This is a genomic window from Lentzea sp. NPDC051213 (assembly GCF_044455585.1).
In the GTDB taxonomy this organism is placed as follows: Bacteria; Actinomycetota; Actinomycetes; order Mycobacteriales; family Pseudonocardiaceae; genus Lentzea.
On record NZ_JBITEX010000002.1, the window covers coordinates 37,542 to 49,591 of the forward strand.

At 69.8% G+C, this 12,050-nt stretch carries 13 protein-coding genes; 12 read left to right on the plus strand and 1 reads right to left on the minus strand.

Annotated features, from left to right (window positions below; all coding sequences use genetic code 11):
• Positions 1 to 63: 63 nt before the first annotated feature.
• Genes hutH through ACIA8G_RS07025 form a run of 7 tightly spaced genes read left to right on the plus strand, consistent with a single transcriptional unit; the run spans position 64 to position 6,320 of the window.
• Positions 64 to 1,587 carry a histidine ammonia-lyase gene (hutH, locus tag ACIA8G_RS06995; RefSeq protein WP_396417364.1) on the plus strand — a complete coding sequence of 508 codons (1,524 nt, stop codon included), beginning with the start codon at positions 64 to 66 and terminating at the stop codon, positions 1,585 to 1,587.
• Positions 1,584 to 2,342 (plus strand): L-tyrosine 3-hydroxylase, encoded by a 759-nt coding sequence (locus ACIA8G_RS07000; RefSeq protein ID WP_396417365.1) that lies wholly within the window; start codon positions 1,584 to 1,586, stop codon positions 2,340 to 2,342. The genes hutH and ACIA8G_RS07000 overlap by 4 nt, the downstream gene beginning before the upstream one ends.
• 13 nt (positions 2,343 to 2,355) lie before the next feature.
• Entirely contained in the window at positions 2,356 to 3,012 is a 657-nt protein-coding gene (locus tag ACIA8G_RS07005; protein WP_396417366.1) for an O-methyltransferase, read from the plus strand.
• A gap of 3 nt (positions 3,013 to 3,015) precedes the next feature.
• Complete coding sequence (locus ACIA8G_RS07010) at positions 3,016 to 4,209, plus strand: cytochrome P450 (protein ID WP_396417367.1); 1,194 nt, start codon at positions 3,016 to 3,018, stop codon at positions 4,207 to 4,209.
• A 53-nt stretch (positions 4,210 to 4,262) separates the two neighbouring features.
• Positions 4,263 to 5,213 carry an LLM class F420-dependent oxidoreductase gene (locus ACIA8G_RS07015; RefSeq protein WP_396417368.1) on the plus strand — a complete coding sequence of 317 codons (951 nt, stop codon included), beginning with the start codon at positions 4,263 to 4,265 and terminating at the stop codon, positions 5,211 to 5,213.
• 1 nt (position 5,214) lies between these two features.
• Entirely contained in the window at positions 5,215 to 5,784 is a 570-nt protein-coding gene (locus tag ACIA8G_RS07020) for a TetR/AcrR family transcriptional regulator (RefSeq protein WP_396417369.1), read from the plus strand.
• Positions 5,785 to 5,825: 41 nt separating this feature from the next.
• The gene (locus tag ACIA8G_RS07025; protein ID WP_396417370.1) at positions 5,826 to 6,320 is read left to right on the plus strand and encodes a hypothetical protein; all 495 of its coding nucleotides are present in this window, start codon (positions 5,826 to 5,828) and stop codon (positions 6,318 to 6,320) included.
• Here the strand turns inward: ACIA8G_RS07025 and ACIA8G_RS07030 are convergent.
• Complete coding sequence (locus tag ACIA8G_RS07030; protein WP_396417371.1) at positions 6,307 to 6,771, minus strand: peroxiredoxin; 465 nt, start codon at positions 6,769 to 6,771, stop codon at positions 6,307 to 6,309. The two genes, ACIA8G_RS07025 and ACIA8G_RS07030, sit on opposite strands and share 14 nt — an antisense overlap.
• Before the next feature lie 31 nt (positions 6,772 to 6,802).
• On the opposite strand from ACIA8G_RS07030, the gene ACIA8G_RS07035 reads away from it, so the two are divergent.
• The 5 genes from ACIA8G_RS07035 to tnpB all read left to right on the plus strand — a co-directional run bounded on the left by ACIA8G_RS07035 (position 6,803) and on the right by tnpB (position 12,040).
• The gene (locus ACIA8G_RS07035) at positions 6,803 to 7,717 is read left to right on the plus strand and encodes a LacI family DNA-binding transcriptional regulator (RefSeq protein ID WP_396418664.1); all 915 of its coding nucleotides are present in this window, start codon (positions 6,803 to 6,805) and stop codon (positions 7,715 to 7,717) included.
• Positions 7,718 to 7,722: 5 nt separating this feature from the next.
• Positions 7,723 to 8,148: a RidA family protein gene (locus ACIA8G_RS07040; protein WP_396417372.1), complete on the plus strand. Its 426-nt coding sequence runs from the start codon at positions 7,723 to 7,725 to the stop codon at positions 8,146 to 8,148.
• A gap of 104 nt (positions 8,149 to 8,252) precedes the next feature.
• Positions 8,253 to 10,079, plus strand: coding sequence for a 4-alpha-glucanotransferase (locus ACIA8G_RS07045; RefSeq protein WP_396417373.1), 1,827 nt, complete (start codon positions 8,253 to 8,255; stop codon positions 10,077 to 10,079).
• Between the two features lie 95 nt (positions 10,080 to 10,174).
• Complete coding sequence (locus ACIA8G_RS07050; protein WP_396417374.1) at positions 10,175 to 10,477, plus strand: hypothetical protein; 303 nt, start codon at positions 10,175 to 10,177, stop codon at positions 10,475 to 10,477.
• Positions 10,478 to 10,618: 141 nt separating this feature from the next.
• The gene (gene tnpB / locus ACIA8G_RS07055; RefSeq protein ID WP_396417375.1) at positions 10,619 to 12,040 is read left to right on the plus strand and encodes an IS607 family element RNA-guided endonuclease TnpB; all 1,422 of its coding nucleotides are present in this window, start codon (positions 10,619 to 10,621) and stop codon (positions 12,038 to 12,040) included.
• Positions 12,041 to 12,050 lie beyond the last annotated feature (10 nt).

A 12,050-nucleotide genomic window follows, 5' to 3' on the forward strand; every position in this document is an offset into this window, starting at 1 on the left:
CGCGGGAAGCTCCCAAAACTCGTTGGCGCGACACGGCTTCGTGCCGCGCCAAAAGGAGGCGTCGTGCCTGTCGGAACATCCTCCGCTGCCGTGAAGTTCGCGGTGAACCTCGCCGCGCCCCTCGAACCCGCGCACCTCGAACTCGCGCGGCGACCACTGCACGTCGCACTGCCCGGCCACGTGCGGGAGCGCGTCGCGCGCTGCCGCGAGTTCGTGCTCGACATCAGCCGCTCGGGACGTGCGATCTACGGTGTCACAACGGGTTTCGGTCCGCTGGTCGAGTTCGAGGGCCGCGCGGACGGCGCGGGTCAGAGCGACAACACGATCATCCACCACATCGTCGGCCACGGTGAGCTGATGCCACCCGCGGTGGCCAGGGCCGCCGTGCTGGCGCGGCTGTTCTCGTTGGCGCAGGGGCGATCCGGGGTGTCCGAGCAGGTCGTCGCCGCGCTGATCGCCATGCTGGACACGGAATTCGCCCCCGCGGTGCCCCGGCTCGGCTCGGTCGGCGCGAGCGGTGATCTCCAGCCGCTCGCCTACGTCGCGCATGCGTTGCGCGGCAACGGGAAAGCTTTTTTCCAGGATGAGCTGCTCCCGGCGGGCGACGCGCTGAGCCGGGCCGGGCTGGGGACGCTCGAGCTCGACGGGCGGGACGCGCTCGCGTTGGTCAACGGCATCTCGGTCACCGCCGCGGCACTCGGTCTCGCCGTCGCGCAGGCCACCCGCTCGCACAGCACGGCACAGCTGCTGGCCGCCCTGATGGCCGACGTCCTGGGCTGTGGCACGGAATTCGCGTCGGTCGGGCTGCTCGCCGCGTTCGGCCACCCGGACGTCGCGGACGCCGGTGCCGCGATCAGGACGTGGCTCGAGGGCAGCACGCCGTCCGGTGAGCGCCCGTTGCAGGAGCCCTACAGCATTCGCTGCACGCCGCAGCTGATCGGCGCGGCCGGCACGAGCGTGAAGCACGCGGACGACGTGGTGCGCCGGGACCTCAACGGGGTGAGCGACAACCCGTTGTTCTTCCCGGAGACGAACGAGATCGCGCACGGCGGCAACTTCTTCGGTCAGCCCAGCGCCTTCGCCGCCGACCAGCTCAACGTCGCGCTGGTGCAGCTGGGCAACCTGGCCGAACGCCAGCTCGACCTGCTGGTCGATCCGCACCGCAACGGCGGGTTGCCGCCGATGCTCAGCCCGGCGCCAGGGCAGCACCACGCGCTGCAGGGCGTGCAGATCAGCGCGACCGCCACCGTCGCCGCGATGCGCCGCGCCGCCATGCCCGCCTCGGTGCAGAGCCTGCCGACGAACCTGCACAACCAGGACGTCGTCCCGTTCGGCACCCAGGCCGCGTTCACCGCGCTCGACCAGGCCGGGCTGCTGCGCTACCTGCACGCCGGCGTCGCGATCGCGTTGCGCCAGGCCGTGCACGTCGGCGCGCGCCGGCCGCAGGCGCCCCGGCTCGCGGAGGTGTTCGACCGGATCGCCGCCGAGGTGCCGCCGATCACCCAGGACCGGCCACTGGACAGCACACTCGGCCGGGTGGCCGACCTCCTCGACACCGTGGTGTCCGAAGTGGAGTGTGTGCGATGAGCGCTCCCGCCTTCGCTCCCGCGTGGGGCCACACGTGGGTCGACCTGCCGGTGCTGCGGATGCCGATGCCGGGTGCGAAATTGATTCCGTGCTCGCACGGCTGTTATCAGATTCCGATCGAGATCGGCACCCCCGAAGATCCGGCCGGCCTCGCCGTGCACCGGTGGTTTCTCGGCCACCACGGCGCATTTATGGTGTGGAGGTTTCTTGCGGATTCACTCGATCGGTTGATACGCGAGCCTGATTCGCAACTAGTCCGCGTCGCTGCGCTTGGATACGACGCGTACTCGGTGATGCTGGCTTATTCGGGCAGTTGTTCCCGTGAGGTGTACGAGGACGTCATCCGGCCGATGATGATGTCGTTCGACCCGGCGTTCAGCGGGCGGTGGGCACGTGACTACGAGCCCCTGCCAGGCCTGTTGCGCCAGGCACGTACCGCACTGGGGCCTGCGGCGGCCGCACCGCTGCACTCCGCGAGCAAGGCGAACCTGGTGGCACACATGGAGGTCATGCGCAGACTCGTGCCCGGCGGTCCTTCGCTGCTGCGCGAGTCGGGGCGTACCCGCGTGCCCACCACCGACGCCGAACGTGCTCGGTTCGACGAGTTCTTCCTGGTCAGCCGTGAGAACGTGTGCGTGAGCCGCTACCGCGCGCACCGGGCGGCCGTCCTGTCGGCCATCGGCCGTGACCTCGCGAAACACCCGCTGCGGCCCGAGTACGGCGACACACTCAGGACGTTCCTCACCCGACTATGAGAGAAGGCCGCGCGTGAACGACTTCAAGACCGTGGTCATGACCCCGCAGATCTACCAGTACGTGCGCAAACAGGCAGGCCAGCCCAGTGCGGTGCAGGAGAAGCTGATCGCGCGGACGCTGGAGCTCGGCGACTCGGCGGAGATGCAGATCCCGCACGAGCAGGCCGTGCTGCTGTCGCTGCTGGTCAGGCTCACCGGTGCGCAGACCGTGCTCGAGGTCGGCACCTACACCGGGTACTCCACGCTCGCGTTCGCGCAGGCCCTCCCCCCGTCCGGCAAGGTCATCACCTGCGACATCTCCACCGAGTGGACCGCGATCGCCGAGGAGGCGTGGCAGGCGGCGGGCGTGCGCGACCGGATCGACCTCCGCCTCGGAGCGGCCGCCCAGACGCTGGCCGAACTGCCGGACGATGCCGTCATCGACCTGGTGTTCATCGACGCGGACAAGGTCGGGTACGTCCACTACTGGGACCTGCTGGTGCCGCGGGTCAGGCAGGGCGGCCTGCTGCTCGCCGACAACACGCTCTACTACGGCGACGCCGCGGCCGAGCAGCCGGAGGGCAACGCCGCCGCCATCGACGCGTTCAACAAGTTCGTGCTGAACGACCCGCGGGTGGAGTCGGTGCTGGTGCCGATCGCGGACGGCCTGACCCTCGCCAGGAAGAAGTAGAACTTGGATCCGCAGTGCCCGGTCAGACTGGCGTCCAGACGGTTCATGCACGACCCGTACCCGGCGCTCGCGTCGTTGCGGGACTCGATGCCGGCGGCGGTCGTCGAGGCTGGCGGACTGCGGATGTGGCTGGTCACGCGGTACGAGGACGTGCGGCGCATCCTGGCCGACCGCGAGGTCGGCAAGGACCTGGTCGGGCAGCGGCGCGAGCTGGTGCCGCGCTCGATGGTCGACCCGTCGAGGCGTGCCCGCCTCCCGGCAGCGTCCCGGCGGAGCCTGCTCGACCGCGACGGCGACGACCACCGCCGGCTGCGCGGTGCGCTGGCCGGGGTGTTCAGCCCTGCCCGGCTGGCGGTCCTGAAGCCGGAGATCGAGCGGCGGGCGTCGGCGTTGCTCGACCGGCTGCCGGTGGGGGAGCCGGTCGAGCTGCTGACCTCCTACGTCCGGCCGCTGGTCGCCACGACCATCGCGGACCTGGTCGGCGTGCCTGAGGACGAGCGGGCGATGTTCCCGGTGTGGGAGACCGCGATGCTCACGGCGCCGTCGATCGCCGAGGTCGAGGAGGCGGGGCGGGAGCTGTACGCGCTGGCGTTGCGGCTGGTCGAACGCAAGCGCGCCGAGCCCGGTGACGACGTCTGCACGATGTTGCTGGGGCTGCGGGACGAGGGCGTGCTCGACGACGACGAGCTCGCGTCGACGTTCATCGTGCTGCTGATCGGCGGGTCGGAGCCGGCCAGCGCGATCACGTCCGGGCTCTCCTTGCTGCTGCGGCATCCCGCGCAGCTGCGGGCCGTGCTGGACGAGCCGGCGTTGTGGCCGAACTGCGTCGAGGAGATCGTGCGGTACGAGGCGCCGTTCCGGATGCTGCCGCCGCGGTTCTCGGCGGACGCGACGGTGGTGGACGACGTGGAGGTGCCCGCGCGGGAGCTGCTGCTGCTCTCGCCCGGCTCGGCCAACCGGGACCCGCTGCGGTTCTCCTCGCCGGACAGCTTCGACGTGCGGCGGGACACCCGCGGGCACCTCGGGTTCGGGCACGGCGCGCACCGGTGCCTCGGCGCGGAGCTGGGGCGGCTGGAGACGCGGATCGCGCTGCGGCTGTTCTTCGAGCGCTTCCCGGCCGCGGGGCTGGAGGAGGAGCCGGTGTGGCTGCCGGGGTTGTTCATGCGCCGGTTGGGCGGGCTGCGGGTGAGGTTGTGAGCATACCGACCGGTCGGTAGGGTGGTCTCGAAGTCGCTGACTTGGAGGCGTTCATGGCTCGTTGGGGAATCACGCTGCCGCTGATCGGCGTGCCGGTGCTGGAGCACCGCGCGCTGGTGTCCGAGCTCGCCGGGCTCGGCTACACCGACGTGTGGTCGGCCGAGACGACCGGCACGGACGCGTTCACGCCGCTCGCGCTCGCCGCGCAGTGGTCCTCCGAGCTGCGCTTCGGCCCGGCGATCGCACCCGTCTACACCCGCGGTCCCGCCACGCTGGCGATGACCGCGGCGACGTTGGCCGAGGTGACGGGTGGCCGGTTCGTGCTGGGCATCGGCTCGTCGTCGCCCGCGATCGTGCAGCGCTGGAACGCGATCCCGTTCGAGGAGCCGTTCAAGCGGACCCGCGACACGTTGCGCTTCCTGAAGGCCGCGCTGGCCGGTGAGAAGGTCACCGCTCAGTACGACACGTTCGCCGTCTCCGGGTTCAAGCTGGAGCGCCCGCCCGCCGAGAAGGTGCCGATCATGCTCGCGGCGCTGCGCCCGAACATGCTGCGCCTGGCCGGGCGCGAGGCCGATGGCGCGATCACCAACTGGCTGGGCGCCGGCGACGTGGCGAAGGTGCGCTCGGAGCTCGGGGACGCCGAGCTGGCCGCGCGGATCTTCGTGTGCCCGACCGAGGACGCCGACGCCGCGCGCGCGTTGGGCCGCATGCTGATCAGCACCTACCTGACCGTGCCGGCGTACGCGGCGTTCCACGACTGGCTGGGCCGCGGCGAGGCGCTGCGCCCGATGCACGAGGCGTGGGCCGCGGGTGACCGCAAGGCGGCCTCGAAGTCCATTCCGGACGAGGTGGTCGACGCCCTGGTCGTGCACGGCTCGCTGGATCAGTGCCGTGCGCGCGTCGCGGAGTACCAGGCGGCGGGCGTGGACACGCCGATCATCGCCCTGCTCCCGACCGGTGGCGACCAGGTGGAGCAGGTACGCGCGCTGGCACCCAAGGCTTGACGTGCCCACCCCGACCGAGCAGAAGATCATCGACGCGGCCGTGCGCCTGTTCGCGTCGCAGGGCTACGACGCGACCTCGGTGCAGGAGATCGTGGCCGCCGCCGAGGTCACGAAAGGCGCGCTGTACCACTACTTCCGCGCGAAGGACGACCTGCTCTTCGAGATCTACCGGCTGCTGATCACGTCGCAGTCCGCCGACATGGACCGGATCATCGGCCTCGGGCTGCCCGCCGCCGAGACGGTGCGGGAGATCCTGGTGTCGCTCGTCGTCTCGACCGCGGAACGGGTCGACGAGACGGCCGTGTTCGTCCGGGAACTGCACCGGCTCGGTGAGGAGCGGATGACCGACTTCCGCGCCGAGCGGCGGCGGTACCACGAGACGTTCCTCGCGGTCGTCGAGAAGGGCCAGGCCGACGGCGAGTTCAGCTCGCTGGTGCCGGCGGACACGGTGGTGCGGATCGCGCTGGGCGTCGTGAACCAGCTGCCCATGTGGTACCGGCCGGACGGGCAGAAGCTTCCGGGGGTGCTGGCCGGGGAGATCGCCGACTTCGTGCTGGCGGGCCTGCGGTAACGACGGGCCCGCGCAGGTCGACCCTCCAGGCAGGGGGCCTCATGTCGCAGCTGCCACCGGAGTACGGCGTCGCACAGCCGTTGTACGAACCGCCCAGGTCGCCGAAGTGGCCCTGGGTGCTGGTGCTGATCTCCGCGCTGATCATCGCGGGTGCCACGCTCTTCGGCGCCAGCCTGGTGGGAACGCTCCGGCAGATGGGCGGCGGGGAGGCTACGACGGTGGAGTCTTTGGCGCCGGTGACGTCGTCTGTCGCCCCGGCCACGCGCGTGGTGGTGTTCGAGGTGACCGGCACCGGCCCGGCGTTCAACATCACCGCCACCGTCGGCACGTCCGTGCAGAACGAGGCGAGCGTTCGCCTGCCGTGGTCGCGCACCGTCGAGGTGCCCGCCGACGAGCTGTCCAAGTCCGTGCTGCTCGTGGTGGTGGCGGGCCCCGACGGTGCCGAGGTGCACGGCAAGTACACGATCGACGGCACGACGGTCCGCGAGGGCAAGGCCTCCGGCCCCTACGGCGTGCTGACGCTCACCGATCGCTAGACGCCGTCTTCCGCAGGACCGCCAGCGCCTTGTCCGCGTGGGAGTTCATCGAGAACTCGCTCTTGATGACCTCGATGACCTCGCGGTCGGTGTCGATGACGAACGTGTGCCGCTTGACCGGGATCGGCCCGAGCCGCCGCTTCACGCCGAACTGCTCGGCGACCTCGCCGCCGACGTCCGAGAGCAGCGGGTAGTCGAAGCTGTTCAGCTCCGCGAACTGCTTCTGCTTCGCGACGTCGTCGGTGGAGATCCCGACCCGCTGCGCGCCCACCTCGGCGAACTCGGCGGCCAGATCGCGGAAGTGGCAGCTCTGCGCGGTGCAGCCGGCCGTCATCGCCGCGGGGTAGAAGAACAACACGACCGGGCCGTGCTCGAGGAGCTCGGACAGCGTGCGGTCGGTTCCGTCCTGGTCGGGCAGGGAGAAGTCGGGGGCGAGGTCGCCGGGCTTCATGGATCTCCAATACGCTCGGGCCGTGACCAGCATGTCCGATGTGGCCAAGGCCGCAGGGGTGTCGGCTGCGACCGTATCGCGGGCCCTGCGCGGCGAACCGGGCGTGTCCGAGGCCACCAGGCAACACGTCAGCGAAGTCGCGCGGAGCATGAAGTACGCGATCGCGCGCGACGCCTCGTCCCTGGCCGGTGGCCGCCGCTACGCGATCGCCGTCCTGACGTCCGAGGTCAGCCCGGTGCTGGCGGGCGCGGAGGGTGCGCTGCGGCAGGCGGGCTACGACGTGCTGCTCTACGTTCTCGCCGACGCGGCCGCGCGCGCGAAGTTCTTCGACGAGCTGCCGCTGGGCCGCCGCGTCGACGGAGTGCTTCTTCTGTCCATATCCATGACAGAGGCCGAACAGACGGCGCTGGAGACCCTGGAGGTCCCGCACCTCACCGTCGACGACACCGATCTCCGCCGCGCATTGCAGACCGCGGTCGACCACCTGCAGGCCCTCGGCCACAAGGACGTCGCGCTGGTGCTCGCCGACGGCATCGACGAGTCGTACGACGAGATCCTGGCCGAGGCGGGGCTGACGGTCCGTCCCGAGTGGACGGTGTGGTGCTCGCCGACGGTCGACGGCGGCGAGCAGGTGGTCGACGTGCTGCTCGACGGCGAACGGCTGCCCACCGCCGTGATCAGCTCGAACGGTGCGGCCGCGCTGGGGATTTTCCTGCGGATGCAGCGTGATGGGCGGGCGGTGCCGGACGAGGTGTCGATCGTGTCGCTCGATGGGCAGGAGCTCACCCGCGTGGTCGGGCTGACCGCTGTCGAGGGTGCTGCCAAGGAGCAGGGGGAGCGGGCGGTTGCTGACCTGTTCACGCTGGTCAGGGGCGGGGAGATCGAGCCGGCCGAGCATCCGTTGCGGTTGGTCGTGCGCAACTCCAGCGGGCCGCCCGTACTGTGAGTCGCATGCCCGCCGAAGCGCGTTTGACCGAACTGCCCGACCTGCCGACGACGCCCGGTTACGCGCACGCGGTCACCGCGAGCGGGCGGCTCGCGTTCATCTCCGGGCAGGTGGCGGTCGACGCGCAGGGCTGTGTCGTGGGCGTCGACGACCTGGGCGCTCAGACGAAGCAGGCCCTGCGCAATCTTCATCACGTGATCAAAAATCTTGGTGCGGACTGGTCGGATGTCATCAAGTTCACCTGGTATGTGCTTGATGCGTCAGAGGTTCAGACCATTCGTGATGTGCGGGACGCGATTCTTCGGCCCGCGCTCGGAGAAGTGCGCAATCCGGCCAGCACGCTGGTTCAGGTCGCCGCGTTGTTCGGGCCCGATTTCCTCGTCGAGGTGGAAGCGGTCGTGGCGATTCCCGACGAAGCATCGGATGTCTAAGTAATTGATCGGGTAGACCACGTCCCAACTGGCCTGCACCCTTCGGGTGACCAGGGACCATTTGCTCTGGTAATGCGGACCGAGCTGTGACATAGCTTGTAGTTGTGGAGGAGTTGGTGGCGCGGCTGGCGGACGCCTGGGGCGTTGCCACTCGGTACGAAAACGCGGACCAGCAAGAGGTCGCGGTCGACACCGAGGTCGTCGTCAAGGTCCTCGCCCAGTTCGGCGTCGATGCGTCCACTGAGGACTCCGTCGCCCGCGAGCTCGAGCAGATCGAGCGGCGCCGGGCACTCCAGGCTCTCCCTCCCACGATCGTCATGCGCGAGTACGAGACGTACGACCTGCGCGGTCCCGCGACGATCGAGCTGGAGGACGGCACCTCGGTCACGACCGAGCGGCACGTGCCGGACAGCCTCCCGCTCGGCTGGCACCGGATCCGCACCGCCACCCAGACCATCACCCTCGCCGTCGCGCCCAGGACGCTGCCGGACGTTCCGCGCGCCTGGGGCTGGATGCTGCAGCTCTACGCGGCCCGGTCGAAGGAGTCGTGGGGGATGGGCGACTTCGCCGACCTCGCCACGATCGCGCGGCGCAGCAGCCTCGAGCTCGACGCCGGCGTGGTGCTGGTGAACCCGGTGCAGGCGCCGAGCCCCACGCACCCGGTCGAGCGCTCGCCGTACTCGCCGACGAGCCGCCGGTTCGCGAACCCGCTGTACCTGCGCGTCACCGACACCGCCGAGTTCCTGCAGGCCTGCCCGCGCACGCGGCAGCTCATCCGCGACCTGAGACCCCAGAACCAGGACCTGATCGACTACGACGCGATCTGGGACGCCAAGAAGCAGGCTCTCGAACTGCTCTTCCCCGGCGGCGACATCGAGATGGACGCCGACCTCGAGAAGTTCGCCACGTACTGCGCCCTCGCCGAGATCCACGGCCGGGACTGGCGCGAGTGGCCGCGGGACCGCGAGGCTGCGCCGGCGGAACGGGTCGCGTTCCACGCCTGGCTCCAGCACCTCTGCACCCGCCAGCTCCAGGACGTGCGGCTGGCCGCGCACGAGGCGGGCATGGCCATCGGCGTCATCCACGACCTCCCGGTGGGGGTCTATCCGGGCGGCGCGGACACGTTCGCGGACCCCGAGGTCTTCGCCATCGACGTCACGGTCGGCGCACCGCCGGACGCGTTCAGCGCGGACGGCCAGGGCTGGGGCCTGCCCCCGTGGCGCCCCGACAAGCTCGCCGAGACCGGCTACCGGCCGTTCCGCCAGGTGCTGCGCAGCGTGCTCAAGCACGCGGACGGCATCCGGATCGACCACGTCGCGGGCCTGTGGCGGCTGTGGTGGATCCCGCCGGGCGAGCCGCCTTCGCGCGGGACCTACGTCTACTACGACGCCGACGCGATGCTCGGCGTGCTCGCGCTCGAGGCGTACCGGGCCGGCGCGGTCGTGGTCGGAGAGGACCTCGGCACGGTCGAGCCCGTCGTCACGAAGACCTTGCAGGAGAACGGCATGCTGACCAGCGCCGTTCTGTACTTCCAGCGCGACTACTACGCGGAGGGTCACCCCCTGATCCCACCGAGTCAGTGGAACCCCAGGGCGATGGCCAGCATCTCCACGCACGACCTGCCGACCGCGGCCACGTTCTTCGCCGGGCCGGACGGGCCGGACTTCGACGCGTTGATGCGCCAGGAGGGCATCGACCCACGTGACCGGGTCGCGGGCGCCCACGAGCTGCTCGCGCAGGCTCCCTGCGCGTTGGTCCTGACTTCACCTCAGGACGCTCTGCGGGAAACCCGGCAGCCCAACGTGCCGGGCACGATCGACGAGCACCCGAACTGGAGAATTCCCCTGCCCGTGGCATTGGACGATTTGTTTCCGCGGGTCAGGGACATCACGCGGCCGCTGCGCCGCCGCGCCGGCAGCCGGGAAAGATGAAACTTTCGCGTAACGGCAGGTCATGCGCCTGCGGAGTACTGTAAGGCCGTCACCCGACGGCGGACGACAACCCTGTTTTGGAGGTGGCGTACCAGATGAGCTCAGCCGTGAGCACGCGGACACCAACCGGCGTGCTTGAACTGGCCGTCGAGCAGGTTCTCGCTTCGGTGAGGCCGGCCGCACTCGGCGACCCGGTGGTCGGGGCACGGCGCGCGGAGGAATCGCTGCGTGACGCGCTGCGGGACGCAGGTCCCGTGGACGACAACGAGGCGCTGCAGCACGCGCTGGCGTGCGCGGAAGCCGCATGTGAGCACTTGAAGTACTGCGAGATCCAGGAAGCCCGCACGTTGCTCACGGCCGCACGTGGGCAGCTGGTGCTGGCGCACGAAAGGGTGTGACTGCTGACTTTGCCGGGGTCGATACGCCCGGTAGTCGCCGATCGGCGGCGATCACACGTTCGAATCAAGCCGCTCCCACTCTCGTGAGAACCTCCGCGTAACGGGCCCGGAATTGTCGGGGCCCGCTCGTAGGGTTCAGGTGTGATCGTCCACCAGGCCTACCGGTTCGCGCTGGACCCGACCCCGGCACAGGCACGGGCTTTGTCCGCGCACTGCGGTGCCGCGCGGTTCGCGTTCAACTGGGGCCTGGCGCTGGTCAAGGCGGTGCTGGACCAACGCAAGGCCGAGGCCAGTTACGGCATCTCAGCCTACGATCTCACCCCGGCGCTGCAATGGTCACTGCCCGCACTCCGGCGAGACTGGAACAAGGCCAAGAGCGAAGTTGCGCCGTGGTGGGCGGAGTGCTCCAAGGAGGCGTACAGCTCTGGCCTCTCCAATCTCGCGCGAGCGTTGAAGAACTGGGCTCAGTCGCGCGCCGGCACACGAGCGGGGCCGGCGATGAGGTTTCCGCGATTCAAGTCCAAGAGGCGCGCAAGGCGAGCCTGCCAGTTCACAACTGGTGCGATCCGCGTCGAACCTGACCGTCACCACGTCACGCTGCCGAAATTGGGGCGGATCAGGACACATGAGTCCACTCGCAAGCTGGCCCGCCGGATCGAAGCGGGCACGGCCCGCCTCTTGTCGGCGACGGTCAGTCATGAGCGTGGCCGGTGGTTCTGCGCGTTCACCTGTGAGGTGCAGCGTGCGGACCTTCCACCTGCCCAGCCGGATGCGGTTGTAGGCGTGGACCTGGGAATAACCCATCTCGCGGTGCTGTCCCGGTCGATCCTCGGCACCACCGACGCGGCCGGGTGCGTGCCCAACCCGAAACACCTGGCGAGTGCGTCAGCGACGCTACGTCGCGCGTCCCGCACGGTGTCGCGGCGGCGTGGGCCGGACAGGCGCACCGGCGATCGGCCGTCGAAGCGGTGGAAACGTGCGAACCAGCGCCGAAACCGCTTCCACCACCGCGTCGCCAACCTGCGGAGTGAGGGCTTGCACAAGCTCACGACAGCGCTGGCGACCGAGTTCGGCACGATCGTGGTCGAGGATCTCAACGTGGCCGGGATGCTGCGCAATCGCAGGCTGGCCCGGTCGATCGCCGACGCGGGGTTCGCTGAGGTCCGGCGGCAATTGGAGTACAAGACGCGGTGGCGGGGTAGCCGTCTGGTTGTGGCCGATCGTTGGTTCCCGTCGTCGAAAACCTGCTCGGACTGTGGCGCGGTGAAAGCCAAGCTGCCGCTGCACATCCGGGTGTTCCGCTGTGAGTCCTGCGGGCTGGAGTCCGATCGCGATCTGAACGCCGCTCGCAACCTCGCCACACTCGTGGGGAGAAGCACAACAGGTACCGGAGAGGCTGGAAACCTGGAGTCGCAAGGCTCGAACGGACGTGGAGCCGACCGTAAGACCCGCATAACGCGGGCTGGTGGCCATGAAGCGTCCACCCCGCACCGGAAAACCGGGTCAGACGGGGACCGGCCGCCGAGCATGCGGCGTGGTGCTACCACGCCGATACCCGGATAAGGTCTCGTCG